Origin of the sequence: Haloarcula rara, assembly GCF_029338235.1 — an archaeon.
GTDB lineage: Archaea > Halobacteriota > Halobacteria > Halobacteriales > Haloarculaceae > Haloarcula > Haloarcula rara.
Genome location: NZ_CP119785.1, coordinates 2,160,529 through 2,186,795, shown reverse-complemented (window position 1 = coordinate 2,186,795; position 26,267 = coordinate 2,160,529). Strand labels below are relative to the sequence as shown.

Below are 26,267 nucleotides of genomic sequence, written 5' to 3'. Positions count from 1 at the left end.
GCCCACTTTCGAGACGATTTTTCACCCTGAGCCCGTAGCGCCGGTATGGTCACCACGCTTGCCGACGACGTGTGGTGGTACGACCTCACGGGAACCAACGCATTCCTCGTCGACGACGGCAGCCTGACACTTGTCGACGCCGGAACGGCCTTTCACGCCAGTGAGCTCATCGGCGGGCTCCGTGCGGCGGGCTTCGAACTGCGTGACCTCGACCGAATCCTCATCACGCACTTCGATATGGACCACGTCGGCGGACTGAGCGCGTTCGACGGTACCGAGGTGACAATCCACGTCGGGGCGGCCGACGCGCCGCTGGTGACCGGCGAGCGGAAACCGCCGCTGTCGAATCACAAGGGACTCATCCAGCGACTCGGCGGACCGCTCGCCTCGCCGCCCGACAATCCGGTCGAACCCGTCGTCGACGGCGACACCGTCGGCACGTTCACCGTCTACGAGACGCCGGGACACACCCCGGGTCACGTCTGTTATGTCAGCGAGTCGCTGTCGACGGCGTTCCTAGGCGACCTGGTCCGGGAGTCCGGCGGGCGGCTGAAACCCTCGCCCTGGGTCATCAGCTACGACACCGCGGCCGTCGAGCGGAGCGTCCGCTCGCTGGTCGAGCGTGCGCCCGAGTTCGAGGTGGCGGGAATGGGCCACGGCGTTCCCTTCAAGAAGGGCGGGAGCGAGCGGCTATCCGATATTGTCAAGCGGTTGTGAGGGAGATTCGAGGTATCGAATAGATGTGCCAACAGCCAGAAAGCCCCCGGTTGCTCGACTCCCGGGACTCGCTGTGTGCTTCCCCACTATTTTCCGTCCAGTGCTTGCATCGTCCGGGTTCGTCAAGCAACCGGTCCCTTTCGGTCCCGCCCATCGGTGACTGCCCAACCAGCTATGGGTGGGACTGAAAGGGGCGGCGGGCTTCGGGAAGACGGCTGATACAAGCACCGAAGCCGACCAGCGGGAGGCGAGGAGCGCAGAGAAGCCCTCGACCGAAGCCCGCCGGGGCTTTCTGGCTCTTGCAGCGCTGTCTCACTAGATAGCAATCAAAAACCGAGGTTCCCCCTTACAGCTCCTCGGCGACTGCGTCGGGGTTCAGCAGGTTCGGGTCGACGACGAGGTCGGTCTGGCGGCTGGCGAAGTCCGGCAGCGACCCCTCGGCGTAGACGACGACGCGCAGTTCGGGGTTGAGGTCCTTCGCGACCACGATGGAGGTGGCCTGGTCCATCTCCGTCAGGAGGTACACCGTGGCGTCCATGACGCCGGCTTCCTCCAGCCCCGGACGATTCCCCACGTCGGCGACGGTGACAGTGTGGCCCTCGTTCTCGAGAGCGTCGCGCATCCGTTCGGGGTCGTCCCCCACGAGAATAATGTCCATCGTCACTCGTACTCGATGGTCGCGGGCGGTTTGTGTGTCACGTCATAGACGACGCGGGCGACGTTCTCGTGGGCGCCCGTGATACGGCTCTGCATCCGCTGGAGGGTGTCCCAGTCCAGTTCCTGGGCGCGGGCCGTCATGCCGTCACGCGATTCGACCGACCGCACCGCGACGACCCAGCCGTGGACGCGGTTGTCGCCCTTGACGCCGGTGGCCTTGCCGATGACCGCCGCCAGCGCCTGCCACGGCTCGTACTCCTCGAGTTCCTCCTCGACGACGTGGTTGGCCTCGCGGGCGACCTCCAGCTTCTCCTCGGTGACCTCGCCGATGATGCGCACCGCGAGGCCGGGGCCGGGGAACGGCATCCGCTCGGAGATTATCTCTTCGAGGTCGAGCGCGCGAGCGACCTCGCGGACCTCGTCCTTGTAGAGGTCCCGCATCGGTTCGACGATGCCGTCGAAGTCGATGCGCTCGGGGAGGCCGCCGACGTTGTGGTGGGACTTGATGGTCCCCTCGCTCTCGATGCGGTCGGGGTAGATGGTCCCCTGGACGAGGTAGTCGGCGTCGACCTCGCGGGCGACGGTCTCGAACTCCCGGATGAACTGCTCGCCGATGATGTGGCGTTTCTCTTCGGGGTCGGTCTCGCCGCCCAGTTCCTCGAGGAAGCGATCTTTCGCGTCGACGATACGCAGCGACTCCATGTAGTCGAAGGTGTCGCGGATCTCGTCAGTCTCGCCTTTCCGCATCAGCCCGGTGTCGACGTAGACGGCGGTGAGCTGGTCGCCGATAGCCTCGTAGGCCAGCGCGGCCGCAGTCGAGGAGTCGACCCCACCGGAGAGGCCGATGACGGCGTTCTTCTCGCCGACTTCGTCGGCTATCTCCTCGATCTTCTCGTCGATGAACTCTTCGGGGTTCACCATCAGTGGCTCACCTCCGTCTCGGCGTCGACGCCGTGTGGATCGTCACCGAGGACGGCCTCCAGCAGGCCGACGAAGGGCGGGCTGGCTCTCGTTGGCCGCGAGCGGAACTCGGGGTGGAACTGCGTCCCGATGAAGTAGGGGTGTTCCTCGGGCGCGAGTTCGAGTATCTCCATACGGTTTGCCGAGCGCCCGGAGAACTTGAGGCCGGCGGCTTCGAGTTCGTCGAAGTACTCCGGGTTCACCTCGTAGCGGTGGCGGTGTCGTTCCGTACAGGAGTCCTCGCCGTACAGTGACGCGGCCAGCGTCCCGGGCTCGATGTCGGTCTCGTGGGCGCCCAGCCGCATCGTCCCGCCCATATCTTCGACCTCGTACTGCTCGGGGAGGATGTCGATGACGGGGTGGGGCGTCTCCTCGTCGAGTTCCGCCGAATGCGCGCCCTCGAGTCCGAGGACATTGCGGGCGTACTCGATGACCGCGAGCTGGAAGCCAAGACAGAGACCCAGATACGGCACGTCGTTCTCGCGGGCGTACCGGATGGCGTCTATCTTGCCCTGGGTGCCCCGCGTCCCGAAGCCGCCGGGGACGACGATGGCGTCGGCCTCGCGCATCCGGCTCTCGTGGTGGTCGGGCATCTTCTCGGAGTTGACCCACTCGACGTTGACGTCGACGTTCTTCTCCAGCCCGGCGTGTTTCAGCGCCTCGTGGACTGACATGTAGGCGTCCTCGAGGTCGTACTTGCCGACCAGCGCGACGTCGACCTCGCCCTCGGTCTGCTGGGTGACGAGTTCGCGCCAGCGGTTCTCCCGCTCGGCCTCGGGCAGGGCCTCCTCGGCGATGTCCAGTTGCTCCATGACGTACTGGTCCAGGCCTTCTTCCTCGACCATCAGCGGGACGTGGTAGATGTCGTCGACGTCTGGGTTCGAGAAGACGGCGTCGGTGGGGACGTCACAGAACAGCGCTATCTTCTCTTTCGTGTCGATGTCGAGCTTGTCCGAACAGCGCCCGACCAGCACGTCCGGCTGGAGGCCGATAGAGCGCAGTTCCTTCACGGAGTGCTGTGTGGGCTTTGTCTTCTGCTCGCCGTTCTTCGAGTACGGGACGAGGGTGACGTGGGTAAAGAGGATGTCGTCCTCGTCTTCCTCGTGGGCGAACTGGCGCAGGGCTTCGAGATAGGGCATCCCCTCGATGTCGCCGACGGTACCGCCGACTTCGATGATACAGACGTCGTTGCCCTCTGCGGCCTCGCGGATGCGCCGCTTGATGTCGTCGGTGATATGCGGGATGATCTGGACCGTGCGGCCCAGGTAGTCGCCGGCGCGCTCCTTCTCGATGACGTGCTGGTAGGTCTTCCCCGTGGTGACGTTGTGGTCGAACGTCATGTCGATGTCGAGAAAGCGCTCGTAGTTCCCCAGGTCGAGGTCGACTTCCCCGCCGTCTTTCAGCACGTACACCTCGCCGTGCTGGAAGGGGTTCATCGTGCCGGCGTCGACGTTGAGATACGGGTCAATCTTGACCGCGGTCACGTCGAACCCGGCGTTTTTCAGAAGGCGGCCCGTGCTCGCGGCGGTGATGCCTTTCCCCAGGCCAGACATCACGCCGCCGGTGACGAAGATGAACTTGCGACCCAGTTCCGGGTCGTAGTCCGTTTCGGGTTCGGTCGGCATACTGTCGGTGAATCCCGTGCCCTCAAAACGGTTTCGGAGCGCGCCATCTTCGCCACTCGCTCGCACTGTCGCCCGCGGTAGTGGCTACTTCGCGCGCTTGTGCCCGCCCGGTCGGAACACCCTGGAGAGCAGTCCCGCTCGCTCGGCGGTCGGGTCGAACCGGAGATACGCCAGCAACACGTCGCCGCGCTCGGTCAGGCGAACCGTCTTCTCGTGGGCGTCGTGGACGAGTGCGCCCGCCTCGACGAGTCGGGGAAGGTGTGTCTGATGCAGCGAAACGTAGACCGTCTTTCGCGCTCTCGCGCCGGCGTCTGTCCCGTGTTCGCCGGTGACTATCTCGTTGGTGACGTCGCCGACTGTCGCCTCCCTGCCCAGCTGGTCGACGGCCCGAAGCAGCTCGCGCCGGCGTCCCATCGACAGCAGGGTGAATATTCGGTCTTCCGTCAGTTCATCGCCCGGTCGAATTTCAGTACTCGTGTCCACAGAGACACCACGACTGGTCTATCACGAGCGAATCTATGAGTGTTCGTCCCAGATACGGACACGATAGCGGCCATCTGTCCCAGCGGTACGGGCCTCAGACACCACGGGTCAGTGCGCGAGTGAGCGCGACCAGCGCCGAGAGTACGAGGGCGGAAAACACCGCGTCACCCGTCGAGGCGCCGATAGAGAGAAACAGCGCGAGACCGGCCAGGAAGCCGGCAGCCAGCGAGACCGCGCCGTGGCTGGCCCGCTTGATGGTCGGCAGTCGATTGGCCGTGGACATAGCCCCCTATTTTGTAGTATATAGAATAAGTACTCGGCCGGCGATTGCCGGCCATCGTCACAGCCGTGTCGCCAGGTAGCGGCCAACGAGTTGTGAGATCCTATCGAACGCACCGTGGAACTGGTGGGTCGCCGGCAGCCGCTCGACCGCGTGGCCAAGCGCCGCCGCGCGGTCGGCCACCGGCGCCCAGTCGACAGCGGTGTCGCGCTCGCCGACGACCAGTTGCAGCGGACAGTCCAGCGCCTCGAGCACGTCGGGGTCGGCGGCCGGCGCCAGCACGGAACAGGCCGCGACTCGCGGGTCGGCGCGGGCGGCCGCCCGCAGCGCCACGCCGCCGCCGAAGCTGTAGCCGAACAGGCCGACGCTGTCGAAACGGTCGGCGGCCCACGCGACGGCGTGCTCGGCGTCGGCGGTCTCGCCCTCACCCTCGTCCCACTCGCCGTAGTCGAATCGGAGACAGGCCACGTCGGGAGCCAGGCCGTCACTCACGGCCCGGAGCCGCGGGTCAGACCGTGTGCCGCCGTGCTGTGGGTGGGGCGGACAGGCCACGACCACGCTGTCTGTGTCGGGGCTGTCGACGGACGTCGGTTCTGCGTCCGTCCCTCCGTCGACGGACGTGGGTTCTGCGTCCGTCCCTCCGTCGAGACGCCCGCGGACATCGCGGCCGCCGGATATCACGACGGGGTCGCTCATGGCTCGACTGTCGGGCGCGAGGCGCGTGTAGCTGTCGACACGGTGAACCCACCGCATGAAAGAAGTTTAAGGTCAGAGACCCGAAATGTGGGATATGGGAATCCTCTCGCGCGCATCGTACGTCATCAGGTCGAAGGTCAACGCCGTCCTGAACCGTTCCGAAGACCCGACCGAGACGCTGGACTACAGCTACGAACAGCTCCGCGACGAACTGCAAGACGTCAAGCAAGGTATCGCAGACCTGACGACCCAGAAGAAGCGTCTGGAGATTCAGAAGCGCCGGCTCGAAGAGAACGTCGAGAAACACAACGACCAGGCCCGCCAGGCCGTCAAGCAGGACCGCGACGACCTCGCACGGCAGGCCCTGGAGAAGAAAAAGCAGAAGATGAGCCAGATAGAGGAGCTGGAAGGCCAGATAAGCCAGCTCCAGTCCCAGCAGGACCAGCTGGTCGAGCAGAAAGACGAGCTCCAGCGCCAGATAGAGCAGTTCCGGACGAAAAAGGAGACGATGAAGGCCCGACACGAGGCCGCCAAGGCCTCCGTGCGGGTCAACGAGGCCATGACCGGTGCGGGCGACGAGATGGAGGACGTGAGCCGAGCGATAGAGCGCGCGGAGGAGCGCACCGAGGACATGGAGGCCCGCTCGCAGGCGATGGACGAGCTCCGGGAGGACGGGGTCCTTGAGAACCAGCTCGACGACCGCAGCCAGCTGGACAGAGAGCTGGAGACGGTCCAGCAGGACGGTGAGGTCGACGCCGAGCTGGACACGCTGAAAGCGGAGATGGGCGAGGAGCGTGTGGATGAGGGCGAGGCGAGCGAGGACGGCGACGAGGAACCCCTCGGGTCAGAGCTCGAACACGAACTCGAAGACGACACCATCAGCGAAGTCGACGACAGCGAAGTCGAGGCCGAACTCGACGAGCTAAAAGAGGAGAAGAAATAATCGGCGTGTCGGGCGAGGTTACCGACCGGCGAGGAAGGTGACGGCGGTGCGCTGCTGTTCGACTTCGGTTTCGAGGTGGTCGCGAAACTCCGCGAGGTCGATACCTTTCTCCTCGCGCTCGTTCCGGTCGCGGACCGAGATATCGCCGGCCTCCTCCTCGTTGTCGCCGATGATGAGCATGTAGGGCACCCGGTCGTCGTGGGCGACCTGAATCTTCTTGCCGACGGTCCAGGAGCGGTCCTCTATCTCGACGCGGAAGTCGTCGAGTTCGGCCTGCAGTTCCTCGCAGTAGGGGATGTTGTCGTCGGAAACGGGGAGGATGCGGACCTGTTCCGGGGCGAGCCACGGCGGGAACTTCCCGTTGTAGTGCTCGGTCAGCACCATGAAGAAGCGCTCGTAGCTGCCATACAGCGCGCGGTGAATCATCACCGGGCGGTGGTCCTCGTTGTCCTCGCCAGTGTAGGTCAGATCGAACCGCTCGGGCATGTTGAAGTCCAGTTGGACCGTGGGTCCGTCCCAGTTGCGACCGAGGGCGTCCTCGAAGGCGAAGTCTATCTTCGGGCCGTAGAAGGCGCCGTCGCCCGCTTCGACGACGTAGTCGATGTCCTGCTCCTCGAGGACGGTTTCGAGCTGGTTCTCCGCCTTCTCCCAGATTTCGTCGCCGCCGACGCTCTTCTCGGGCCGGGTGGCGAACTGCACCGTGTAGTCGAGGTTGAACGTATCGAGCGTGTCGAGGATGATGTCGACCGTCGCCAGCACCTCCTGTTCGATCTGGTCGGGCCGGACGAACAGGTGGCCGTCGTCGATGGTGAAGGCCCACGTTCGGGAGAGCCCCGACAGCTCGCCGCGCTGCTCTTTCCGGTAGACCTTCCCGTCCTCGAAGTACCGCACCGGGAGGTCACGGTAGGACCAGGACTTCTGGTCGAAGATGGTCGCGTGGCCCGGGCAGTTCATCGGCTTGAGGCCGTACTCCTCGTCGTTGACCTCCAGCAGGAACATGTCGTCGACGTAGTTGTCGTAGTGGCCCGACTTCTTCCACAGTTCCGTGCGGAAGACGTGGGGCGTCTCTATCTCGTCGTAGCCCGCGTCGCGGTTGAGCTGGCCGACGTAGTCGGAGAGCTCGTTGAGGATCTTCTTGCCGTTGGGTTCGTACAGCGGGAGCCCCGGCCCGGTGGTGTCGTCGATGGAGAAGAGGTCCATCTCCTGACCGATCTTCCGGTGGTCACGTTCCTGGGCTTGCTTTCGCATCTCGAGGTACTCTTCGAGCCCGTCCTCGGTCGGGAACGCCGTCCCGTACACGCGAGTCAGGGTCTCGTTGTCCTCGTCGCCGCGCCAGAACGACGCGGATATCTCCAGCAGGGCGAACCCGCCGATCTCGCCGGTCGATTCGACGTGGGGACCCTGACAGAGGTCGTAGAAGTCGTCCTGTTGGTAGAAGGAGACGGGGTCCTCGTCGGCGGCCTCGGTCTCGAGGATATCCTGTTTGAAGGGGTTGTCCTCGTAGCGCTCGAAGGCGTCCTCGCGGGGGACCTCCTCGCGCTCGATGTCGTAGTCGGCCTCGATGATGCGCTCGGCTTCGGCCTCGATGGTTTCGAGGTCGTCCTCGTCTAAGTCGACGCCGGTGACGTCGTAGTAGAAGCCGTCGTCGGTCCACGGTCCGATTGTCAGCGTCGCTTCGGGGAACTCCCGCTGGAGCGCCTGCGCGAAGACGTGGGCGGCCGAGTGACGCAGTACGTCGACGTACTCGTCGCTCTGGGGTGTGACGATGACCAGTTCGACGTCCTCGATGAGGGGGGTGTGTTTATCGACCAAGTCGCCGTCGACGACGCCCGCGACGGTGTCCGAACCGAGGCCCGGCCCGATTTCGTAGGCGACGTCCTCGACCGTGCTGCCTTCGTCCATCGAGAGCGTGGACCCGTCGGGCAGTGTGACCGTGACCGTACTCATACTCCACGCTACGACAGCGGCCGGGGATAAGTGTATTGAGATGGTGGCGCGGTCCCCAGGAAGGCAGCGAGGGCGAGAGCACGGAGACGGCCGACGGGAGTCATCGGCCGTCGGGCGCACGCCGTGATAAATATCGACGGACGGAAACGCCGTACCGCTACGTGAGCAGGGCGGGTTCCTCGGTGTCGCGCTCCTCGGAGTCGCCGTCTTCGGGCTCGAATTCCATGGCCGAGGTGGGAGTCAGGCGCGTGGTCTGTCGGAGCGGCTCGAAGGTCGTCGGCTCTCCCGTCGCCAGCTCGTCGAGGCGGTCTCCGACGCTTCGGACCGCCTCCCCGTCGTGGTGGGGCGTCACACAGCGGAGGTCACCGTCGCGGTATTCGGCCAGCAACACGGCGGGGAGACGGAGCGCTCGGTAGTGAGCGTCGGCCAGTGAGTCGTCCACTGAGCGGAGTTCCATCGCCGGCGCGAGCGAGCAGTCGTTTCGCTTCGCCCACGCCTGGAAGGCGGTCAGTCGGGTGACGAGCCGCTCGCCGGCCGCGGTCCGGGTCGCGGCGACCGACGCGGGGACCTGGTGCCCACACACCTGTACCTGCCGCTCCCCGACGACACCGTCCGCGATGAGGCCGTCGACCCGGTCCAGCGTGGCCGCCTGCTGCTGGCTGTACCCCTCCGGGAGCAGCGACCGGACGTATAGCTCCGCCCGGTCCGCCACCGGCTGATGCTCCCCATGCATGGTAGTAACTAGCAAAGATTGCCGGGAGCAAAAGTGTATGGCATGATTGGCGAGGCGTCTCGCTTGCGAGACGCCTCGAAAGCGACGCGGTGACCGTCGGGAACCGCGGAGCAGCGAGGTTTCGACTGAACGCGGGCCACGGCGGGAGAGCCGATACCGTGCGGTGTGCCAACAGGGAGTACTATGTACCGTCGGGACGCAGTCCCACGGGATGTACGACAACGTACTGGTCGCGACCGACGGGAGTGCCGGGACGACGGAGACCCTTTCCCACGCCGTCTCCATCGCCCGCGACAACGACGCCCTGCTGCACGGACTCTACGTGGTCGACCGGCGGCTCGTACTGGCCGCCGAGAAGGACACGCAGGACGACGTGCGCCAGTCCCTGGAGGAGGAAGGCGAAGTCGCGCTCGACGACATCGGGGTCGGCGGCGAGGAAGCCGGGCTCGAGGTCGAGACGCGAATGGAGGAAGGGATTCCCCACAAGGCCATCGTGGACTACGCGGAATCGGCGGATATCGACCTCGTCGTGATGGGTACCCACGGGCGCACCGGGCGCGACCGGGTGGCCAACCTTGGGAGCGTCACAGAGCGTGTCGTCGAGAGCTCGCCGGTCCCCGTCCTCGTGGTCCACATCGACTAGCAGTGGCACTGAGGAGTTTCAGGACTGATACTGTTGGCATCAGTGATTTACGGGGCGATTGCTAACTGCGGGCAGATAATCACATGTCCGTCCCGACAGGCAGTGAGACCCTAGACAGCATCCTCGACGGCGGACTCCCCGAAAACCGGACGGTACTGGTCACCGGCGGCCCGGGAACGGGGAAATCCACGCTGGCCATGCAGTTCCTCGCCGAGGGGGTGGCCCGCGACGAGGACTGTCTGTACATCAGCACCGAACAGACCTTCCAGGAGCTGGCCGACGCCTTCGAGGACTTCGCCTTCGACCTCCACCACGACAACCTCACGGTCACGTCGCTGCACGCGACCCCGGGCCAGACCGTCGAGGGCGGTGACAGCCGTGAACTCACGCTCGAAACCCTCGAAGGCGGGAAGATGCTCGGGGGAGAGTACTCGGCGCCCTTCGAGTCCCAGTACATCACCCAGTACCTCGAACGGTTCGCCCCCGCCGACCGGGTCGTGCTCGACTCCGTCTCGGGGCTGTCGGCCATCGGCGACGACCAGGACGTGTTCCGCCGGACGCTACTGGATTTCATCCGCCTGCTCAACGACGAGTTCGGCGCGACAGCCGTCTTTACCGCCGAGGAGTCCCAGCCCGACCTCACCCAGCAGGACGTCAAGACAGTCGCCGCCAGTGACGCCGTCCAGTTCAACACCCACGGCGTACTCCGGCTGTGGCGGGAGAACGTCGGCGGCGACTACCACCGCTTCCTGGAGGTCGTGAAGATGCGCGGCGTCGACCACGACACCCGCGTCCACGAGGTGAGCTTCACGCACGAGGGGCTGCGCATCTCGCCGCGGCTGCGGACCCACCCCGGGGAGTTCGTCCCCTCGGACCACATGACCACGGGCATCGACGGGCTCGACCGCCTCATGGGCGGCGGTATCGTCGAGGGCGGGACGTTGCTGCTGGAACACGACGGGCAAGCCAGCCCCCACTCCATCCTGACGAACCTCATGGTCCAGGCCCGCGAGGCGGGGATGCCCATCACGATAATTCCGCCCGTGGAACTGCCGCCCAAGCGGCTGCGGACCATCATCGACGAGCGCATCGGCGACATGGCGGATATGCTGGCGAACGACGAGCTCTTTCTGGTGGACTTTGCCAACATCTGGGAGAACACCAAGCGAAACGTGTTCAAGCCACAGGAGCACGACACCGACAACCCAGCCGCCGTCTTCCGCACCATCGACGACCGCCGGGGCGACCGGCCGATGCTCAGCGTCCTCAACGTCGAGGCACAGCTGCCGGTGCTGTCGGACGACGAGCTCCGCCAGATACGGTTCTGGGAAGAGGAGAACCTCTACCTGCCGGGGGACACCTCGATATATATGTTCAACCCCGCGACAATCGACGACGAACTCGCCGCGTTCTACGAGAACGGCGCCTGGCAGACGCTGGAGACCTGGGTGACCGACAAGGGGCTGCAGTACATCGAACTCAAGAAGTCACCCAGCGGGTTTATGGGCTCGACCCGTCTCGTCGAGTACATCGAACGAGAACCCTATATGCGAATCCAGCAACCGCCTGGCGCCGGTAGTACCGAAGCGACCCTCGGCGACGGGCACCAATGACGGCATCCGACAGCCCAGCGCCCGGAACGAACGTCATCGTGATGGCCCCCTCCCTCAGTGACGAAAAACGGACGACCTGTCTCGACCTGCAGGGCGCCGGCCCGCCCGGCCGCCTCGACGTGTTGCACGTCACCTACTCCGGCACACCGTCGGATCTCGTCGCCCAGTGGCGCGACCACCACGGCGAGCTGCCCGGGCGGATGGGTATCGTCGTCGTCGGCGACCAGCCCGGAAAGCAGCCAAGTGGTGAGAACGTCCCCGAGAATGTCTTCGTCACGACGGCGAACCCGAACGACATCACCGGTCTGGGGATGCGGCTCAACAACTACCTCAACGACCACGACGACGACAGCCAGCTCGTCGCTTGCATGGACTCGATGACCGAGATGCTGCAGTTCGCGGAGTTACAGCCCGTCTTCAAGTTCCTCCACATGTTCGCCGGCCAGCTCCGGGACGCCGACGCCGTCGCTCACTTCCATCTCGACCCGGGCGCCCACGACGACCAGACCGTCAGCCGCCTGAAACCGCTGTTCGACGAGGCCGTCGACCTGACCTGACAGTTTCACTTTCGCCACGGGGCCGTGGCCGTCGCTTTTCTCGGAGCCGGCAGTAGTTCCGATGCGTCCGACGGGCAGTCCCCGCGGACGTCCACTATGTCCTCCAACGAACCCGACACCGACTCGCCCGTCGCGTCCGCACAGCGGCTGCTTGCGCTGGTAAAGCAGGTCGTCTCTATCGTCCTCGCGCTGGCGACCCTCGCTGAGATGGCCGGCTGGCTGTGATCAGCGTGCCTGACTCACGAGGAAGCCGACGCCGGCGACGAGCACGACCACGCCGGCAAGCAACAGGTCGCCGTTCCCGAAGAGCGGCCCGGCCACAAGCAGCGCCCACGCGACCGCGAAGACGCCGTGAGCCATCGCGAACAGCCGCCGGCCCCGCAGCGCGAAGACGACGGTCCCGAGCGCGAAACCGGCGGTGAGTACCACAGCGGAGAGCGCGACGGGACTGACCCGGAGTCCGCCAATCGGGACCGGGGCGACGACCGGCGCGGCGAGGAAGAGTATCCCGGCGAGCCCGACCAAGGACCCGACGGCGGCCGGCCCGGCCTCCAGTTCCAGGTCGGTCATACGAGCCGGTAGCTCCCGCCGGACTCGCTGACCTGGCCGGCCCGGACGAGCTTCGCGAGCGCTCGCCGGGTGTAGTCGGCCGGGACGTCGCGCTCTGTGGCGTAGGCGACCACGTCCGCCTCGGTCGGCTCGTCCAGGTCGCGCAGGGCCTGCAGGACGGTCTCTTTCCGGCTGCGCCCGCCGCCGGACCCTGGTCGGCCCGGTCGCCGGCCGACGCGACGGCCTCGCTGTCGATACCCGACGCTTCGAGGTAGGTCTCGTCGTCGACGCCCGCATCGTCGACCTGGCGGTCCATCTCGGCGAACGAATCCAGTTCCGCGAAGGCGTCACCGTGGCCCTGGCGGTTGGCGAGCATCGACGAGCGCACCTCGCGGGCGTGGTCCTCGTCGTCGGTCTCGACGAACTTCCGGCGTTTGGCGTGCTGGCGGCGCCCCCCACAGCGGGGACACTGGCTCGTCTCGGGGCGGCCCTCGACGACCCAGAGGGCGCTGCACTCGCTACAGCCGACGACCGCATACATAGGTGGCAGTAGGGCCGGTTCGGGGTTGAACGTTCGGATTTGGCGGCGCGTCACGCAACCACACAACCGAGCCAGGGACAGTACATTTACCCCGTCCGATACTGACAGAGGGGTATGGACTGGTCGCGGGAGTGGCTGAGCGCCCGGGCGACGATACTGCTGCCGACGCTCGTCGCGATACTCTCCTTTGTCACCGGCGTGGCGAACATCACCGCCCCCGTCAGCGGGACACTGGAGACGTTCATCCCGGCGAGCTTCCAGCAGGCCGCCGGGTTCACCGGGGCACTGACGGGGTTTACGCTGCTCGTGAGTGTCACGGGACTGCGCCGGCGGCTGCGGGCCGCATGGTATCTGACCGTCGTCTTGCTCCCGGTGTCGGCGCTACAGGGCGTGGTCCAGTCGTCGCCGCTGTCGGCGCCGCTTGTCGTCCTCTCGCTTGTGTCGCTGCCGACGCTGCTGGTCAACCGGTACCGCTTCGACCGCGAGTTCGACCTCTCGACGGCCCAGCTGGCAGCCGGGGCGGCCCTGCTCGGCGCCCAGGTGTACGGCACGGTCGGCACGTGGGCCTTGCGCGAGGAGTTCAACGGCGTCACGACGCTCACCGACGCCTTCTACTACACGCTCGTGACGGCCAGTACGGTCGGCTATGGCGACGTGACGCCGGCCAGCGATCGGGCGACGCTGTTCGGGATGTCGGTGGTGTTGCTGGGAACGGCCAGCTTCGCCATCGCGCTTGGGACCCTGCTGGGACCCGCCATCGAAAAACGCCTCTCGGAGGCACTCGGGAACATGACTGACGCACAACTCGACCTGCTCGAGGACCACGTGGTCGTCCTCGGCTACGGCGACCTGACGGAACCGATACTCGAAGAGCTCACGGGCGCGGCGCAGTTCGTCGTCGTGACACCGGACCAGGAGAAGGCGACACGGCTCCAGCAGCGCGACATCACCGTCTTGACTGACGACCCCAGCGACGAGGTGCCCCTGGAACGGGCCGGTATCCACGACGCTCTGGCCGTGGTGGCTGCCACGAACGACGACGCGCAGGACGCGCTGGGCATACTGACCGCCCGTGCGCTGAACCCCGAGGTAAACGTCGTCGCCGCCGCGACCGACCGCGAAAACGTCGAGAAGCTCAGGCGGGCTGGCGCCGACACCGTCATCAGCCCGGCGGTAATCGGCGGGCACCTGCTCGTCCAGTCGGCGCTGGGTCGCGAAGGCATGGAGTCCGTCGCCGACCATCTTCTCGACGTCGAAGAGAAAACCGACCTGTGACCGGGCGAAAAAGAGATTACAGCCCACCAGTCAGCGGCTCCGGTCGACGATAGCGACGTCCGTCTCGAGGTCGTCCAGGCGCTCGAACGTCGGCGGCGTGATGAAGCGGGAGGCCGCGCTGCGGTCCTGGCTCGCCCCGATGATCACCAGGTCGTACTCCGTACTCGCCCGGCCAAGAAACGAGTGGATGTCGGCACCGCTGACGCGGGTCTCGATATCGCCGACGAACGGTTCGGCGAGGTCGGCCAGCATCGACTCGGCGCGACGCCGGTCCCCGCCGTCGCCGATGCAGGTCGCGACGGCGACGCGGCCGCTCCCGCCGGCCAGGCGCACGGCGAAATCGACCATGTGATGGGCCACGTCGCTGGCCCGCCTGACCGGGACCAGCACCCGGCGCCAGCGGGTGCGGCCGTTGCGCGAGCGGTGGACGAGTACGTCCGACCGACCGCGGAACAGCTCCCGGAGATACGTCGTCAGGGCGCCGTGTTCGCTCTCGTATGGCGCGCGATGAGGTCGCAGTTCGTCGATTCGGCGGCCTGCAACGTCGTCGCGGCCGCCGACTCCTCGCCGGTCGCGACCACGACCTGACAGGGGACGCCGACGCGCGTCTCGACGGTCGCGGCGCGGGACTCCAGGCGCTCGACACGCTCGCGGACCGCATCGCTCACCTCGCCATCGGTGCCGGCCGCCTCCACGCCGGCGACCCCCATGCCGCCGTTCAGCATCGCCCGTTCCGTCTCGGCGGCCTCGGTGTCACCGACGATATCCAGCAACACCACCTTCCCGGCCTCGTGGGCCGCGGCCAGGCGCGCGGCGAGCATCGCCGTCGCGTGGGCGTGCTCGCCACGCATCGGGACCAGCACGTGGTCGTCACCGGTGGTCGACTCGTACAGCACGGTCGCCCGGCGGTCGTAGAAGCGGTTGCGCCAGACGACGAAGACAACGGCGACGATGGCACTCGCGAGGAAGATACTGCCCAGGAAGGTCAGTCGCTGGGACGGCTGGACCAAAAGCGCCAGCAGCGCCGTCGAGTACGCCGAGGGCTCCTCGATGTCGAAGGGCCACGTGATAAGCCCCGTCGCCAGCGTCGCGAGCACCGCCGCCCCGGCGGCCACCTGAAACTGTCCCGAAGGGGACGAAAGCAGCGCTGTCGACACCCACAGCGCCCCCAGCCCACAGGCCGCGCCGATGGTCAGCCCGGCGACGAACTGCACGGGGTCGGCGTACTTCCCGCGCGGGTCCACGAACAGCGTGTAACTGCCCGAGGCCAGCGGCGGAAAGAGCAGGAAGGAAAGCTGTGGGACGGCGTTCGACAGCAGCGTCACCAGCCCGATGAGCAGCGGGACGAACACGAGCACCGAAAGGTGAACGAGCCGGTCGGTCGTCTCCGCCCAGCGGCGAAACTCCCGTAGCTCTCGTCGCTCGGCGCGGCGGAGCCGTTCCAGGAGCCTCCGGATACGCTGGCCGAACTCGTCGAACATATCTATGCCTGGGTCTCGGCCATCCTAAGCACACCGGCCACGTTCCGGTGCAGTCTGTGACTCACAGCGTCGTCGCCGCAGTCAGCGCGATGTCGATGGCTCGCTCGACGTTGTTCTTCGCCTTCTCAGGGAGCTCGTCGTCGTCGGTCTCGCCCTTCTGGGTCCCCTCGACGAGGTTGCCGTCGACGGTGCAGATGGCGCCGGCGGCCAGCCCCTTGCGGCGGGCCAGCGAGAAGATGGCGGCGGCCTCCATCTCGACACACTGCAGCCCGGCGGCCTCCCAGTCCTCGACGTATGCCTCTGTCTCGGCGTAGAAGGCGTCGTCCGTGGCGACAGGTCCGACGTGGACGTCCTCGTTATTATCCTCCGCCGCGTCCACCAGCGCCGACAGCACGTCGTAGTCCGGCACCGCGGGGACGGCTTTGTCCTCGTAGCGCTCCGTGGTGCCCTCGTCCTTTGCGGCGCCGGTGGCGACGACCATGTCACCGATGTCGATGCCGGACTGGAGGGCGCCGGTCGTGCCCACGCGGACGAACGTCTCACAGCCGACGGCCGCGAGCTCCTCGACGGCGATTGCGGCCGACGGCGAGCCGATTCCGGTCGAGCAGACGGTCACGTCCCGTCCCTCGTAGGTCGCGTTGACGAGCTTGTACTCGCGGTTCTGTGCGACGACCTCGCTGTCCTCGCAGTGACCGGCGATGCGGTCGACGCGACCGGGGTCGCCGGGGAGCAGGACGATATCGTGCAGGTCGCCCGGTTCCACCAGCAGATGGGGTTGTTTGGCCATGCGGGGGCCTTCGACGCCGGTCGGTAAAACCGCCGGGGATTCTCCGCAACAATGACGTGGGTTCGTCGCAACGCTGCAGCTATGAGCGACGATATCTCGCTGTTTCACCCGCGGATGCGAAAACCGGCGGTCATCGCCCTGGTCTTTGGCCTCGTACTCGGCTTCCTGGCGGTGGGCGCCCAACGAATCACCGACGGGTCGGGCCAGTCGCTGGCCCTCGGCGTCGTCCTGGGACTGCTGGCCGCGGCGTTCCTCTACGGTATCATGTACCGAAACCTCTCCGGGCAGCTGTCACAGGAAGAGTGACGGACCCGGTCAGCCCGTAAAGAGGAACAGAACGACGTTGTTCGTCGCCGGCCCGAGTCCGACGGCGGCCACCAGCGAGAGGAGGAGGCTCGCCTCGACCGGCTCTTCCTGCAGGTAGTCGTCCATGAGGACGACGACGGCGATCGCGACGACCAGCTTCACGAGGACGAACAGCCAACCGCTCCCGATGGTCGAGGCCGTCGGCAGCCCGCCGGCGAACTCCATGATGGCGCGTGGAACGGGGGAGCGCTCGGCGACGCCGATGACGTCGGTACCGATGGCCGTCGAGATACCGTCGAAGACGTGTGCGAAGACGACGACCGGGGCGGCATAGCGCGCCCTGATGACCAGCGGCGTCCGCCAGAGCGCCACCGCGAGGACGGCGATAGCGGCGACAAACAGGGAGAGAATCACCGAGAGCGGCGCCCAGACGGGGTCGATGATGCCGGAGCGAAGGGCAGTGATGGCAGAGAGTACCAGGATGACCGTCAGGATGCCGGTGCCGACGAGCCCGAGGTTCCGGGGGACGTTCTCGTCGTGGCCCAGTCGGACCCCCAGAAAGGACAGCAGGAGCCACACCGTCCCCATGGTGTTGAACGTGGTGAGATACACCGATGGCGTCCCGAAGAGGGGGGCGAGCGTCGGGTTGTAGAGTTCGATGGGTGGCTGGTTGAGCGCGTGTAACGCGCCGCCCAGGGCCATCCACGGCGCCAGGGCGACGACAGTGCGCTGGTCGACGGGCGGCTCCAGGGCCACCAGCAACGCAGCGATGAGAACGACGCCGCCGACGAGCACGACCAGATACGGCAGCGGCGGCAACGCGAACCCCGTCGGCAATACCATATCTCCCACCCCGCCCTCAGTAGATGAAAAGCTTCCGGCCTCATATCGAACAGTGCAGGGTATCGACGGGAGCCGACTAGGCGGTCGGTCCACCCCGGGACGTCGCGACGAGTACCCGTCTCTACCCGGGACGTTTAGGTAGATGCCATCTGCATATCGGGTATGGACGAGGTAGCTGACCGCATCGAGCACACGGTTCTGGGACCGACGACGGGGCCCGACGCGGTCCGTGAGTGTCTGGACGCGGCGCTGCAGTACGGGATGCGGGCCTGCGTCCCGCCGTGGGCGCTCCCGCTGGCGACCGACTACGCGAACGTCCCCCTGACCGCGGTTATCGACTTCCCGCACGGCCAGGGCGCGACCGACGCCGTCTCCGGGGCGGCCCGGGCGGCGTGGGAGGCGGGTGCCGACGAACTCGACGTGGTCTGTAACGTCGGGCGGCTCAAGGCCGGCGAGGACGACGCCGTCCGCGAGCACCTCTCGGAGGTCGTCGCCTCGGTCCCGATTCCGGTGAAAGTCATCGTCGAGGCCCCGCTGCTCTCCGAATCGGAGCTCCACCGCGTCGGCGGACTGGTCGCCGACGCCGGCGCCGACTACCTCAAGACCGCCACCGGTTTTGCCGACGGTGGGGCGACCGTCGCGGACGTCGAGCTACTGAGCCAGTACCGCCCCGTGAAAGCCAGCGGCGGCATCGGCTCGTGGGCCGACGCCGAGGCGATGTTCGAGGCCGGCGCGGAGCGTATCGGGGCCTCAGCCGGTGACCGCATCGTCGAACAGTGGCAGGCCTATCCGACGTTTGCGGACCCGAGCGAGACATGAGTATGCTCCTGTACGCGCTGCTCGACGCGCTGCCGTTTGGAATCGGTGGCGCCGTAATCGTCTACGCCGCGGCCACGGCTGCGGGGCTCTCGCCGCTGTTCGTCACCGCTCTCGCCGGCCTCGGAATCTACGCGGGTGCCGTGGGGCTAAGCCTCTATCTCTCCGGAGAAACAGCGTTCCCGCTCCTGCGCGAAGCACTGCCCGGAATCGTCTTGCCGTGACTGCCCCCAATCCGTCGCACTTTTGCCCGCAAGGATACTGCGTCCTAGCACGCGATGGCCCGCTATCACATCGAGACGTACGGGTGCACCTCCAACAGAGGTGAGACCCAGCAGATAGAGCAGGCGCTCCGCGAGGGGGGCCACCACCCGGCCGACGGTCCCGAATCGGCCGACGTGGCTATCCTCAACACCTGCACGGTACTGGAGAAGACCGAGCGCAACATGCTCAAACGGGCCAGAGAGCTGGACGCGGAGACACCCGCCGACCTCGTCGTCACGGGCTGTATGGCACTCGCACAGGGCGAGGAGTTCCGCGAGGCGGGCCTCGACGCCGAAGTCCTGCACTGGGACGACGTGCCACAGTACGTCCTCAACGGCGAGTGTCCGACGGTGACGCCCGACACGGAGACGGTCATCAACGGCGTCGTCGGCATCCTCCCCATCGCTCGGGGCTGTATGAGCGACTGCTCCTATTGCATCACCAAGCAGGCGACCGGGCGCATCGAGTCGCCGTCGGTCGCGGAGAACGTCGAGAAGGCCCGGGCCCTGGTCCACGCCGGCGCGAAGGAGATTCGGATTACGGGCCAGGACACCGGCGTCTACGGCTGGGACACCAACCAGGGCGAGAGTCTCCTGCCCGAACTGCTCGAGCGCATCTGCACCGAAATCGACGGGGACTTTCGCGTGCGTGTCGGGATGGCGAACCCGAAGGGACTCCACGGCGTTCGCGACGAACTCGCGGCGGTGTTCGCCGAGCACGACGAACTGTACAACTTCATCCACGCGCCGGTCCAGTCCGGGAGCGACGACGTGCTCGCGGACATGCGCCGCCAGCACAGCGTCTCCGAGTACCTCGAAGTCGTCGACGCGTTCGACGACGCGCTCGACTACTGGACGCTCTCGACGGACTTCATCGTCGGCTTCCCGACCGAGGACCCAGCCGACCACGAGCAGTCGATGGACCTCCTCCGGGAGACCACACCGGAGAAAATCAACGTCACGCGGTTCTCGAAGCGTCCCGGTACGGACGCCGCCGACATGAAGGGACTGGGCGGCCAGACGAAGAAGGACCGCTCGAAGGCCATGTCCGAACTGAAGATGGACGTGGTGGGCCAGGCCCACGAGGAGATGGTCGGCCGGACCTCGTCGGTGCTCCTGGTCGAGGACGGGACCGACGAGTCGCTGGTCGGCTACGACGAGGCCTACCGCCAGGTCGTCATCGTCGACGCCGAAGAGCGCGGGCTGGAAGTCGGCGATTTCGTCGACGTGAAGATAACGAGTCACAGCACGGTGTATGCCTTCGGCGAGCCGGTCAAGCGGGCACCGCTGGCGGACTGACGGCGGCCATGCTAGTCGCTCCGGTAGGCCTCGTGCAGGAAGGCAAGGGCGCCGCCGAACATCGCCAGGTTCCCGAAGAAGGCGAGTCGTTCGCCGTCGCGGTCGTCCGGGTCGGCGTTCCAGAAGTCGTGCATGGTCAGCGTGACGACCGCGAGAAAGCTCGTCACCGCGCCGGTCGCGATACGGGGCAGCCGCCAGAACGCGACCCCCAGACCGCCGGCGATCATCATCCCCGAGGCCAGCGGGGCCAGCAGGTCCGGGAACGGGACGCCAGCCGATTCGGCGTACTCGACGGTGTCGTCCATATCCCGGAAGTCCTCGGAAGCCTGCAGGGCCATCCCGAGGCCGAAGACGATCCGCCCGAGTCTGAACGTCGTGCCGTCCGTTTCGCTGTCGTCTGTCATACCACAACACACGACAGCATCTGTAATAAAATCCGACGCGAATCGGACTACTGGTCGTGGTAGACGTAGACCAGGTTCGGGTAGGGGATGTAGGCGACGCGCTCGACGCTGTTGCTCTGGACTTCTTTCTTCAGGTGGACGCCGTGGGAGCCTTCGACGACCTCCTCGATGCCTTTGATTTCGGTGCCGTCGTCGAGCTCCGCGGTCATATGAGCCATGTTCGCAAGTCTACGGTCCGTGGCGGGAAACCCCCGGCGGTCCCGGCGGGCCGGGACGAACGCCTGGGCCGCCAGCCAGGCGGCGGTCCAGTCACTCCAGGTCGGCGAGTCGCTCGACCTCGTCGTCCTCTTTCCACTCGCCCAGTTCCTTCGGGTCGACGTGGACGAACACGTCGTCGACCTCCGGCAGCGCCTTGATGGACTGGATGACCTCGGTCTCGATGTCGTGGGCCGCATACAGCGTCAACTCGCCCTCGACCTCGATGTGGAGGCTCACGTCGATTTCGGGGCCGACGTAGTGGGCGATGACGTCGTGGGCGCCCTGGACCTGGTCGTGGGCCAGTGCGCGTTCGAGAATCTCCCGGCGGAGGTCCTCGGGCGGCGCGGCACCCACGAGATAGGCGACGTTGTCTCGGACGACCTCGTAGCCCGTATAGAGGATACCGACGGCGACGACGACCGCGGCCAGCGGGTCCAGCTGCGGGTAGCCGGCCGACGCGCCGACGACACCGACCAGCGCCGCGCCGGCGGTCAGGATGTCGTTGCGGTTGTCCTTCGCCGTCGCCACCAGCGCCGGGGAGTGAGAGTCGTCGCCGGCCGCGAGACAGTACCGGTACAGGCCGTACTTCGCGACCGCCGACAGCACGAGCACGCCGACGGCGTAGGGACCTTGCGTGACGGCGACGGTGCCCGAAAGCAGCGCCCGGCCGGCCTGGAAGAGCACGATACCGCCCGCGGCGAAGATACCGGCGGCGACGAACAGCGAGACGAACGGCTCGATGCGCTCGTGACCGTGGGGGTGTTCGAAATCGGGCGGCTGGGTCGTCAGGTAGAGCCCGGCGACGATGACCAGCGAGTAGGCGGTGTCGGCGGTGCTGTTTACCGCCTCGCTCTGGACGGCCAGACTCCCCGTGGAGAGCCAGACGGCGCCTTTCAGCAGCGCCAGCGCGAGGTTGACTCCCAGTACGAGGATGCCGACCCGCCTCAGTGTGTCGCGCCGGGTCATCTGTTCGGGGAGTGGTCGGTCGACCCTAAATCCCCTTCGGGGCCGTCTCGACCCGGACGGCGGCCTCGGGCCCGGGGACGCTGGTACCGTCCTGCTCGGCGAACCCCTCGTGTATCCGGTCGTAGCTGTCGTCGACCGCCTCGACGATGACCTGCGTGTCGCCCACGACGGGCATGAAGTTGGTGTCGCCCTCCCATCGCGGGACGACGTGGGTGTGGAGGTGGTCGTCGATAGAGCCACCCGCCGCCGAGCCGCCGAGGTTCAGGCCGGCGTTGAACGCGTCCGGACCCATGCCACGCTCTACGGCGTCGAAGGTCCGCTGTTTCAGCCGGGCGTGGTCGAGCAGCGTCTCGTCGTCGAGGTCGCCGTACTCGCCGGTGTGCACGTGGGGGATGACCATCACGTGCCCGGGGTTGTACGGGTAGTTGTTCAGCAGGACGAACGCGCGGTCGCTCCGGGCGACAACGCGGTTCTCGCGGTCGTCCTCAGCGTCCCGGAACGCACAGAAGACACAGTCAACGTCGGGGTTCTTCTCATCACGTTCGACCCAGTCGATGCGCCACGGCGCGAACACGCTGTCCATACAGGTGGCTCTGGACGCCGGTCTAAAACCACTTCGACCGACCGCCCCCAATATTTAAATGTTTCGGCCGTTCACACCCCCTGAACCGAATATCAACCGCTGAGAACGGCACCAGAACGCGCTGTCGGCGGCGGTAACGTCGCCCACCGCTGTCGGCTTCCTTTCCGGGCATGAACCGTCTGAACAACTGGAACGGTAGACGGTTTTTATGCTGTTTTCCGAGCGAGTACGAAGTAGAATGGCCACTACAAACGACGGGGTCGATATGTCAGAGACGTGTGCCGACTGCGAGCGGGATACACCACACGCGGTCAGCGTCCAGATACAGACCGAGAGCAACAAGCAGGAGAACGCGGAGTTCTCGCGGGAACCGTACCGGGTCAGCGAGTGCCAGATCTGTGGCGCGACGACGAGCACGCGGATGAACAACGCATAGACGGCCTATTTTACTGTCTGACGAGCCGAGCCAGTAACCGACGGCTCGTCCACTGGAGTCCGTGCAAACGACGTCAGTGAGTCCCGTGTCGGCGTCGACCAGTTAGCGTGGTCTCCCGAAGAACCGTGGGCTCCAGGCTCACTGGCGTCGAGGCCGCCCGTTCGCCGATTCGTGGTCGCGTGCGACCACGCTCACCGCGTCGTCACTTCCACGCCGTCTTCAGTCACGATGACGGTGTGTTCCTTCTGACTGACGAACGTCCCGTCTTCCTCCTTCAGCACCGGATAGCCGTGGACCATATCCTGCTGTTTGAGCCGGCGCAGCGCCATCTTCGAGCGCGGCGAGTCGAGCCAGCGAGCGGCGAAGGGCAGGGTCTTGAACTCCTCGGTGACCTGGTCTAGCACCTGCCGAGCGGTCCGGTCCCTAATCGTCCCCTCGCGTTCGAGCGCGAAAATCTCCTCGCTAGACCCCTCCTTGACCTTGCCGCGGCCGTCGGTCGCGAACGGCTCGATGGCGACCACGTCGCCCGGCGAGAGCGTCGCCCCCTGGGCGACCTCGCGGTTCGGGATGTTCGGCGCGGTGTGCTGTTCCCAGTGGCCCAGCCCGTGGCCGGTCAGGTTGACGACGGGGTTGAACCCGTATCCCTCGATGACGTCCTCGACCGCCGCACCTATCTCGCCCACGTCGACGCCCGGGCCCGCAACGTCCAGGGCCGCGTCGAGCGCCTCGGCGGAGGCGGCAGCCAGCTCGTCCCGTCCCGAGAGGTCCACCGTCACCGCGGTGTCGGCCAGCCAGCCGTCGACGTGGACGCCGATGTCCAGGTTGACCATCTCTTCGCCGAACGTGCTGTCGTCGTCCCGTTCCGGCGTCGCATGGGCGGCCTCCTCGTCGATAGAGATGTTGACCGGGAACGCCGGTTCGCCCCCCAGTTCCCGTATCTTGCCCTCGGCCCACTCGGCGACTTCGAGGTGGGAGACCCCGACCTCGACGCGCTCGGCGGCCTCGTCGCGCACCTGGGCCAGTATCTCGCCGGCCTCGCGACACTTCTCGTACTGCTCGGCTTCGAAATCGACATCGCTCATACCCGACGACTCCGGGCCGGCCGCCGAAAGCGTTTGTGTTCGCTGGCAGCAGTCGCCGTTTGTCTGGTCGTTCTAGAGTAAAGAGGGATAGAGCCTCGCTACGAAGCGCAGTCTACAGTTCTAGTACCAACCAGATAGGGGCGTCTGTCGCGGTGAAAGCCCGGTAGCGCCCACCGAGTCTCACTTTTCACTCCGCGCGGTCTGCATCGCGGCAGTGTTGTGCTCCCGACCCACGCGGCCCTCGTGGTCCAGCACGAGCACACCCGCTCGCCCCCCAGTCTCGCGCTTGAACTCGGCGATAGCCTCGCTAGCGGCCTCCCGAGGGCCGAACGTATCGAGGAGTTCGACGGCGCGGCGAGCCAGTCCGAACCGGGCGATAGCCTCGCCCTCGCCGGTCGCGCTGGCGCCGCCGCGGTCGTCGGCGAAAAAGCCCGCGCCCAGTTGCGACACGTCGCCGACGCGGCCGGCCAGCGCGAACCACCGTCCGGCCGTCGAGGTGGCCGCCGCCAGACGGTCGCCATCGGTCGCCACGGCGCCGACGGTGTCGGTGCCGCCGAAGTGCTCGCGGACCCAGTCGAGGTGGGTGTCGCTCGTGAGGAGTGGCGGGTCAGCCGCCTCGAATCGCCCGTCGGTCGCGTCGGTCAGCAGGGTAACACCGGTGTCGACACCGTGGGCGGCCGCCAGCTCGCGGGCCGGGTCACCGGCGACGATGAGATGGGGCGTCTCCGTGGCGACGAGACGAGCCACGGCTGCGGCGTGTGCCACGCCCGTCAGGCCCGCTGCGCGCCCGCCACCCCTCGTCGGTCATGACACCGGCCTCCGTGCGGACGACGCCGTCGCTCTGGACGGCCCCGCCGACGCCGGCGTTGAAATCGGGGTCCAGTTCCAGCGGGTGGACGGCCCGACAGACGGCCTCGAGTGGCCCGTCGGCGGTCGCGGCGCTCTCGACCGCGTCGGCGAGCGCCCGCTGGCGGTCGGCCGGCTCCTCGGGTGGGCTGCCGGCACCGCCGTGGACGACGATTTCCATACTCCTTCCTCGGTCGGCGGCCGGATAAGCCCCCGGTGGCCTCATTGTGGATTCGTCCCATGCAACCATTATTATTAACTCAAACCTCGGACAACCAACATCGAGATGAAGCTTCATTTCAGAAGGGCGACGAGCGTATTCAAACAGACGCTTCCGTTCGTGTTACTACGGATAGGCATCGGGCTCCTGTTCGGGGTGTTCACCGTCGTATACTTCGGGGGCGTCCTCTATGCCGGCTACCGGCTGTTCCAGACTCAGTCGATATCGGGAGTCATCGGCATCGTGGGGCTACTCCTTGCCACGCTGCTTTTCGTCTACATCTGGAAGCTCCTCAACAGGTACGTGCTGTATCTGGCGAAAGCCGGCCACATCGCGGTCATCGTCGAAATTATCGAAACCGGCGAGGTCCCGGAGAACCAGATTCGCCACGGCGTCACAACGGTCAAGGACAACTTCGCCGAGGCCAGCACGCTGTTCGGCGTCGACCAGCTCGTGAAAGGCATCGTCAGGCAGTTCAACAACGCGGTCCTCTCGGTCTCCCGGTGGTTGAGCTTCGCGCCCCAACTCCAGAAGCTCGTCTGGCTGCTGGGCAAGGGAGTCGCGCTGGCCGCGACGTACATCGACGAGGCGATACTGGCCCACGTGTTCCGCCACCCCGAGCAGGGCCGGTGGACTGCGGCCCGGGACGGCCTCACCCTCTACGCGAAGAACTGGAAGTCGGTGCTGGGGTCGACGCTGGCCATCGTCTTCGCCCTCTACGGGACAGCGTTCCTGTTGTTGCTCGCCTTGAGCCCGCTGGCCTCGGTGTTCAGCGGGCTCTCGACGACCGTCGAGTACATCGGCTGGGTTGTCGTGGCCGGTATCTTCGGGCCACTCTATCTCGGCTTCCTCCGCCCGTGGATAAAGACCGTCGTCATCACGACGTTCCTCATCGAGTCGGCCGACGACACGCCCGACTCGGAGACGGCCGACATGCTCGCCGACCGGTCCAGCAAGTTCGGCGAGTTGATGCAGAAAGCCGACTCCGAGGCCACGGGCTCGGAGACGGACTCCACCGACTCGTCGAGCCCGAGCGGCACTGCCGCGGACTGACAGGAGCACACAACCGTTTTTTCGATTCGGGTCTGGTAGTCGTCATGTCGATGTACCGACGCGACGGCACCGACGACTACCGCGATCGCGACGGGACAGTGTACGTGCCGGACGTGCTCTCCTCGGGGACGGCCTTTACTATCGGTGACGAACGGCTCGGTTTGAACGTCCTCGCGCGCCTGTCCCCGCCCCGAGAGACGTTCGCCGATATCGACCCCGACCGCGTCCTGCTGGGCCACGGAGCGGGCGTCTTCGGCGGAGCGAGCGCAGCGGTGGGCGATTCCCTCGCGAACGCCCGCCGCAGACTCTCCCGTGCGCTGGTCTCGACGGCCCCCGCGAGCTGAAAGCGATGGTCGACGCGGTCCGGTAGTACTGTCGCGTCTTCGAGTGGTGTACGTTACCAAG

General features: G+C 66.4%; 30 protein-coding genes and 3 pseudogenes. 14 read left to right on the top strand and 19 right to left on the bottom strand.

The window, feature by feature from the left end:
- Nucleotides 1-45 precede the first annotated feature (45 nt).
- A complete protein-coding gene (locus tag P1K32_RS11550; protein ID WP_276249883.1) occupies nt 46-717 on the top strand; it encodes an MBL fold metallo-hydrolase in 672 nt (223 codons plus the stop codon).
- A gap of 346 nt (nt 718-1,063) precedes the next feature.
- Here the strand turns inward: P1K32_RS11550 and P1K32_RS11545 are convergent, their stop codons facing one another.
- From P1K32_RS11545 to P1K32_RS11520, 6 genes are all read right to left on the bottom strand, one after another.
- Nucleotides 1,064-1,375, bottom strand: a complete 312-nt coding sequence (locus P1K32_RS11545; protein WP_276249882.1) for a DUF7126 family protein — start codon at nt 1,373-1,375, stop codon at nt 1,064-1,066.
- A gap of 2 nt (nt 1,376-1,377) precedes the next feature.
- Nucleotides 1,378-2,295, bottom strand: a complete 918-nt coding sequence (gene guaA / locus P1K32_RS11540) for a glutamine-hydrolyzing GMP synthase (protein ID WP_276249881.1) — start codon at nt 2,293-2,295, stop codon at nt 1,378-1,380.
- Nucleotides 2,295-3,959: a CTP synthase gene (locus tag P1K32_RS11535; protein WP_276249880.1), complete on the bottom strand. Its 1,665-nt coding sequence runs from the start codon at nt 3,957-3,959 to the stop codon at nt 2,295-2,297. Before P1K32_RS11535 ends, guaA begins: the two co-directional genes overlap by 1 nt.
- An 84-nt stretch (nt 3,960-4,043) precedes the next feature.
- Complete coding sequence (locus tag P1K32_RS11530; protein ID WP_276249879.1) at nt 4,044-4,442, bottom strand: DUF7344 domain-containing protein; 399 nt, start codon at nt 4,440-4,442, stop codon at nt 4,044-4,046.
- Nucleotides 4,443-4,536: 94 nt separating this feature from the next.
- Nucleotides 4,537-4,725 (bottom strand): hypothetical protein, encoded by a 189-nt coding sequence (locus P1K32_RS11525; RefSeq protein WP_276249878.1) that lies wholly within the window; start codon nt 4,723-4,725, stop codon nt 4,537-4,539.
- A gap of 57 nt (nt 4,726-4,782) precedes the next feature.
- The gene (locus P1K32_RS11520) at nt 4,783-5,418 is read right to left on the bottom strand and encodes an alpha/beta hydrolase (RefSeq protein ID WP_276249877.1); all 636 of its coding nucleotides are present in this window, start codon (nt 5,416-5,418) and stop codon (nt 4,783-4,785) included.
- Between the two features lie 94 nt (nt 5,419-5,512).
- Here P1K32_RS11520 and P1K32_RS11515 point away from each other — a divergent pair, with 94 nt between their 5' ends.
- A complete protein-coding gene (locus tag P1K32_RS11515; protein ID WP_276249876.1) occupies nt 5,513-6,361 on the top strand; it encodes a PspA/IM30 family protein in 849 nt (282 codons plus the stop codon).
- A gap of 18 nt (nt 6,362-6,379) precedes the next feature.
- Here P1K32_RS11515 and thrS read toward each other — a convergent pair whose 3' ends face one another.
- Nucleotides 6,380-8,308, bottom strand: a complete 1,929-nt coding sequence (gene thrS, locus P1K32_RS11510) for a threonine--tRNA ligase (RefSeq protein ID WP_276249875.1) — start codon at nt 8,306-8,308, stop codon at nt 6,380-6,382.
- Nucleotides 8,309-8,465: 157 nt separating this feature from the next.
- Nucleotides 8,466-9,041, bottom strand: coding sequence for an HTH domain-containing protein (locus P1K32_RS11505; protein WP_276249874.1), 576 nt, complete (start codon nt 9,039-9,041; stop codon nt 8,466-8,468).
- A gap of 211 nt (nt 9,042-9,252) precedes the next feature.
- Here P1K32_RS11505 and P1K32_RS11500 point away from each other — a divergent pair, with 211 nt between their 5' ends.
- The 4 genes from P1K32_RS11500 (at nt 9,253) to P1K32_RS11485 (ending at nt 12,079) form a co-directional block, all read left to right on the top strand.
- Nucleotides 9,253-9,684 (top strand): universal stress protein, encoded by a 432-nt coding sequence (locus P1K32_RS11500; protein ID WP_276249873.1) that lies wholly within the window; start codon nt 9,253-9,255, stop codon nt 9,682-9,684.
- Nucleotides 9,685-9,767: 83 nt separating this feature from the next.
- Entirely contained in the window at nt 9,768-11,297 is a 1,530-nt protein-coding gene (locus P1K32_RS11495) for an ATPase domain-containing protein (protein WP_276249872.1), read from the top strand.
- On the top strand, nt 11,294-11,854 hold the full coding sequence (locus tag P1K32_RS11490; protein ID WP_276249871.1) for a DUF7504 family protein: 561 nt from the start codon (nt 11,294-11,296) through the stop codon (nt 11,852-11,854). The genes P1K32_RS11495 and P1K32_RS11490 overlap by 4 nt, the downstream gene beginning before the upstream one ends.
- Nucleotides 11,855-11,950: 96 nt before the next feature.
- Nucleotides 11,951-12,079, top strand: coding sequence for a hypothetical protein (locus tag P1K32_RS11485; protein ID WP_276249870.1), 129 nt, complete (start codon nt 11,951-11,953; stop codon nt 12,077-12,079).
- Here P1K32_RS11485 and P1K32_RS11480 read toward each other — a convergent pair whose 3' ends face one another.
- Together P1K32_RS11480 and P1K32_RS11475 are read right to left on the bottom strand one after the other, a co-directional pair.
- Nucleotides 12,080-12,424, bottom strand: coding sequence for a hypothetical protein (locus tag P1K32_RS11480; protein ID WP_276249869.1), 345 nt, complete (start codon nt 12,422-12,424; stop codon nt 12,080-12,082).
- Nucleotides 12,421-12,944, bottom strand: a pseudogene (locus P1K32_RS11475) (DUF5817 domain-containing protein). Before P1K32_RS11475 ends, P1K32_RS11480 begins: the two are co-directional and overlap by 4 nt.
- A 114-nt stretch (nt 12,945-13,058) precedes the next feature.
- Here P1K32_RS11475 and P1K32_RS11470 point away from each other — a divergent pair.
- Entirely contained in the window at nt 13,059-14,219 is a 1,161-nt protein-coding gene (locus P1K32_RS11470) for an NAD-binding protein (RefSeq protein ID WP_276249868.1), read from the top strand.
- A gap of 30 nt (nt 14,220-14,249) precedes the next feature.
- Here the strand turns inward: P1K32_RS11470 and P1K32_RS11465 are convergent.
- Together P1K32_RS11465 and P1K32_RS11460 are read right to left on the bottom strand one after the other, a co-directional pair.
- Nucleotides 14,250-15,700, bottom strand: a pseudogene (locus P1K32_RS11465) (HPP family protein).
- A 61-nt stretch (nt 15,701-15,761) separates the two neighbouring features.
- Nucleotides 15,762-16,487, bottom strand: coding sequence for a nucleoside phosphorylase (locus tag P1K32_RS11460; protein ID WP_276249867.1), 726 nt, complete (start codon nt 16,485-16,487; stop codon nt 15,762-15,764).
- An 81-nt stretch (nt 16,488-16,568) separates the two neighbouring features.
- Between P1K32_RS11460 and P1K32_RS11455 the strand changes: the two genes are divergently transcribed.
- Nucleotides 16,569-16,793, top strand: coding sequence for a hypothetical protein (locus tag P1K32_RS11455; RefSeq protein ID WP_276249866.1), 225 nt, complete (start codon nt 16,569-16,571; stop codon nt 16,791-16,793).
- Nucleotides 16,794-16,802: 9 nt separating this feature from the next.
- Here the strand turns inward: P1K32_RS11455 and P1K32_RS11450 are convergent, their stop codons facing one another.
- Nucleotides 16,803-17,636 (bottom strand): DUF63 family protein, encoded by an 834-nt coding sequence (locus tag P1K32_RS11450; protein ID WP_276249865.1) that lies wholly within the window; start codon nt 17,634-17,636, stop codon nt 16,803-16,805.
- Between the two features lie 162 nt (nt 17,637-17,798).
- On the opposite strand from P1K32_RS11450, the gene deoC reads away from it, so the two are divergent.
- The 3 genes from deoC to P1K32_RS11435 are packed head-to-tail and all read left to right on the top strand — an operon-like array spanning nt 17,799 to nt 20,014.
- Nucleotides 17,799-18,455 (top strand): deoxyribose-phosphate aldolase, encoded by a 657-nt coding sequence (gene deoC, locus P1K32_RS11445; protein ID WP_276249864.1) that lies wholly within the window; start codon nt 17,799-17,801, stop codon nt 18,453-18,455.
- Nucleotides 18,452-18,676 (top strand): hypothetical protein, encoded by a 225-nt coding sequence (locus P1K32_RS11440; protein ID WP_276249863.1) that lies wholly within the window; start codon nt 18,452-18,454, stop codon nt 18,674-18,676. Before deoC ends, P1K32_RS11440 begins: the two co-directional genes overlap by 4 nt.
- A gap of 54 nt (nt 18,677-18,730) precedes the next feature.
- A complete protein-coding gene (locus tag P1K32_RS11435) occupies nt 18,731-20,014 on the top strand; it encodes a tRNA (N(6)-L-threonylcarbamoyladenosine(37)-C(2))-methylthiotransferase (protein WP_276249862.1) in 1,284 nt (427 codons plus the stop codon).
- A gap of 11 nt (nt 20,015-20,025) precedes the next feature.
- On the opposite strand, the gene P1K32_RS11430 is transcribed toward P1K32_RS11435, so the two are convergent.
- From P1K32_RS11430 to P1K32_RS11415, 4 genes are all read right to left on the bottom strand, one after another.
- The gene (locus tag P1K32_RS11430) at nt 20,026-20,418 is read right to left on the bottom strand and encodes a DoxX family protein (protein WP_276249861.1); all 393 of its coding nucleotides are present in this window, start codon (nt 20,416-20,418) and stop codon (nt 20,026-20,028) included.
- A gap of 47 nt (nt 20,419-20,465) precedes the next feature.
- Nucleotides 20,466-20,627 carry a hypothetical protein gene (locus P1K32_RS11425; RefSeq protein ID WP_276249860.1) on the bottom strand — a complete coding sequence of 54 codons (162 nt, stop codon included), beginning with the start codon at nt 20,625-20,627 and terminating at the stop codon, nt 20,466-20,468.
- 100 nt (nt 20,628-20,727) lie between these two features.
- Nucleotides 20,728-21,642 (bottom strand): cation diffusion facilitator family transporter, encoded by a 915-nt coding sequence (locus tag P1K32_RS11420; protein WP_276249859.1) that lies wholly within the window; start codon nt 21,640-21,642, stop codon nt 20,728-20,730.
- Between the two features lie 25 nt (nt 21,643-21,667).
- A complete protein-coding gene (locus P1K32_RS11415; protein WP_276249858.1) occupies nt 21,668-22,225 on the bottom strand; it encodes an HIT family protein in 558 nt (185 codons plus the stop codon).
- A 238-nt stretch (nt 22,226-22,463) separates the two neighbouring features.
- Here P1K32_RS11415 and P1K32_RS11410 point away from each other — a divergent pair, with 238 nt between their 5' ends.
- Nucleotides 22,464-22,661, top strand: a complete 198-nt coding sequence (locus P1K32_RS11410; RefSeq protein ID WP_276249857.1) for a DUF7835 family putative zinc beta-ribbon protein — start codon at nt 22,464-22,466, stop codon at nt 22,659-22,661.
- Nucleotides 22,662-22,852: 191 nt separating this feature from the next.
- Here the strand turns inward: P1K32_RS11410 and map are convergent, their stop codons facing one another.
- Nucleotides 22,853-23,743, bottom strand: a complete 891-nt coding sequence (gene map / locus P1K32_RS11405; protein ID WP_276249856.1) for a type II methionyl aminopeptidase — start codon at nt 23,741-23,743, stop codon at nt 22,853-22,855.
- 180 nt (nt 23,744-23,923) lie between these two features.
- Nucleotides 23,924-24,770, bottom strand: a pseudogene (locus tag P1K32_RS11400) (isoaspartyl peptidase/L-asparaginase).
- Between the two features lie 159 nt (nt 24,771-24,929).
- Between P1K32_RS11400 and P1K32_RS11395 the strand changes: the two are divergent.
- The gene (locus tag P1K32_RS11395) at nt 24,930-25,862 is read left to right on the top strand and encodes a hypothetical protein (RefSeq protein WP_276249855.1); all 933 of its coding nucleotides are present in this window, start codon (nt 24,930-24,932) and stop codon (nt 25,860-25,862) included.
- Between the two features lie 44 nt (nt 25,863-25,906).
- Nucleotides 25,907-26,206 (top strand): hypothetical protein, encoded by a 300-nt coding sequence (locus P1K32_RS11390; RefSeq protein ID WP_276249854.1) that lies wholly within the window; start codon nt 25,907-25,909, stop codon nt 26,204-26,206.
- The last annotated feature ends 61 nt before the right edge of the window (nt 26,207-26,267 follow it).

What these genes read in the sequence shown, in the direction of transcription:
- guaA (WP_276249881.1), bottom strand. Translation starts at nt 2,295, where the DNA reads ATGGTGAACCCCGAAGAGTTCATCGACGAGAAGATCGAGGAGATAGCC.
- P1K32_RS11415 (WP_276249858.1), bottom strand. Translation starts at nt 22,225, where the DNA reads ATGGACAGCGTGTTCGCGCCGTGGCGCATCGACTGGGTCGAACGTGAT.
- P1K32_RS11500 (WP_276249873.1), top strand. Translation starts at nt 9,253, where the DNA reads ATGTACGACAACGTACTGGTCGCGACCGACGGGAGTGCCGGGACGACG.
- deoC (WP_276249864.1), top strand. Translation starts at nt 17,799, where the DNA reads ATGGACGAGGTAGCTGACCGCATCGAGCACACGGTTCTGGGACCGACG.
- P1K32_RS11550 (WP_276249883.1), top strand. Translation starts at nt 46, where the DNA reads ATGGTCACCACGCTTGCCGACGACGTGTGGTGGTACGACCTCACGGGA.
- P1K32_RS11485 (WP_276249870.1), top strand. Translation starts at nt 11,951, where the DNA reads ATGTCCTCCAACGAACCCGACACCGACTCGCCCGTCGCGTCCGCACAG.
- P1K32_RS11520 (WP_276249877.1), bottom strand. Translation starts at nt 5,418, where the DNA reads ATGAGCGACCCCGTCGTGATATCCGGCGGCCGCGATGTCCGCGGGCGT.
- P1K32_RS11460 (WP_276249867.1), bottom strand. Translation starts at nt 16,487, where the DNA reads ATGGCCAAACAACCCCATCTGCTGGTGGAACCGGGCGACCTGCACGAT.
- P1K32_RS11505 (WP_276249874.1), bottom strand. Translation starts at nt 9,041, where the DNA reads ATGCATGGGGAGCATCAGCCGGTGGCGGACCGGGCGGAGCTATACGTC.
- P1K32_RS11455 (WP_276249866.1), top strand. Translation starts at nt 16,569, where the DNA reads ATGAGCGACGATATCTCGCTGTTTCACCCGCGGATGCGAAAACCGGCG.
- P1K32_RS11435 (WP_276249862.1), top strand. Translation starts at nt 18,731, where the DNA reads ATGGCCCGCTATCACATCGAGACGTACGGGTGCACCTCCAACAGAGGT.
- P1K32_RS11440 (WP_276249863.1), top strand. Translation starts at nt 18,452, where the DNA reads ATGAGTATGCTCCTGTACGCGCTGCTCGACGCGCTGCCGTTTGGAATC.
- P1K32_RS11515 (WP_276249876.1), top strand. Translation starts at nt 5,513, where the DNA reads ATGGGAATCCTCTCGCGCGCATCGTACGTCATCAGGTCGAAGGTCAAC.
- P1K32_RS11425 (WP_276249860.1), bottom strand. Translation starts at nt 20,627, where the DNA reads ATGACCGCGGAGCTCGACGACGGCACCGAAATCAAAGGCATCGAGGAG.
- P1K32_RS11470 (WP_276249868.1), top strand. Translation starts at nt 13,059, where the DNA reads ATGGACTGGTCGCGGGAGTGGCTGAGCGCCCGGGCGACGATACTGCTG.
- P1K32_RS11545 (WP_276249882.1), bottom strand. Translation starts at nt 1,375, where the DNA reads ATGGACATTATTCTCGTGGGGGACGACCCCGAACGGATGCGCGACGCT.
- P1K32_RS11410 (WP_276249857.1), top strand. Translation starts at nt 22,464, where the DNA reads ATGGCCACTACAAACGACGGGGTCGATATGTCAGAGACGTGTGCCGAC.
- P1K32_RS11450 (WP_276249865.1), bottom strand. Translation starts at nt 17,636, where the DNA reads ATGGTATTGCCGACGGGGTTCGCGTTGCCGCCGCTGCCGTATCTGGTC.
- P1K32_RS11430 (WP_276249861.1), bottom strand. Translation starts at nt 20,418, where the DNA reads ATGACAGACGACAGCGAAACGGACGGCACGACGTTCAGACTCGGGCGG.
- P1K32_RS11535 (WP_276249880.1), bottom strand. Translation starts at nt 3,959, where the DNA reads ATGCCGACCGAACCCGAAACGGACTACGACCCGGAACTGGGTCGCAAG.
- P1K32_RS11525 (WP_276249878.1), bottom strand. Translation starts at nt 4,725, where the DNA reads ATGTCCACGGCCAATCGACTGCCGACCATCAAGCGGGCCAGCCACGGC.
- P1K32_RS11490 (WP_276249871.1), top strand. Translation starts at nt 11,294, where the DNA reads ATGACGGCATCCGACAGCCCAGCGCCCGGAACGAACGTCATCGTGATG.
- map (WP_276249856.1), bottom strand. Translation starts at nt 23,743, where the DNA reads ATGAGCGATGTCGATTTCGAAGCCGAGCAGTACGAGAAGTGTCGCGAG.
- P1K32_RS11420 (WP_276249859.1), bottom strand. Translation starts at nt 21,642, where the DNA reads ATGACCCGGCGCGACACACTGAGGCGGGTCGGCATCCTCGTACTGGGA.
- P1K32_RS11390 (WP_276249854.1), top strand. Translation starts at nt 25,907, where the DNA reads ATGTCGATGTACCGACGCGACGGCACCGACGACTACCGCGATCGCGAC.
- P1K32_RS11480 (WP_276249869.1), bottom strand. Translation starts at nt 12,424, where the DNA reads ATGACCGACCTGGAACTGGAGGCCGGGCCGGCCGCCGTCGGGTCCTTG.
- P1K32_RS11495 (WP_276249872.1), top strand. Translation starts at nt 9,768, where the DNA reads ATGTCCGTCCCGACAGGCAGTGAGACCCTAGACAGCATCCTCGACGGC.
- thrS (WP_276249875.1), bottom strand. Translation starts at nt 8,308, where the DNA reads ATGAGTACGGTCACGGTCACACTGCCCGACGGGTCCACGCTCTCGATG.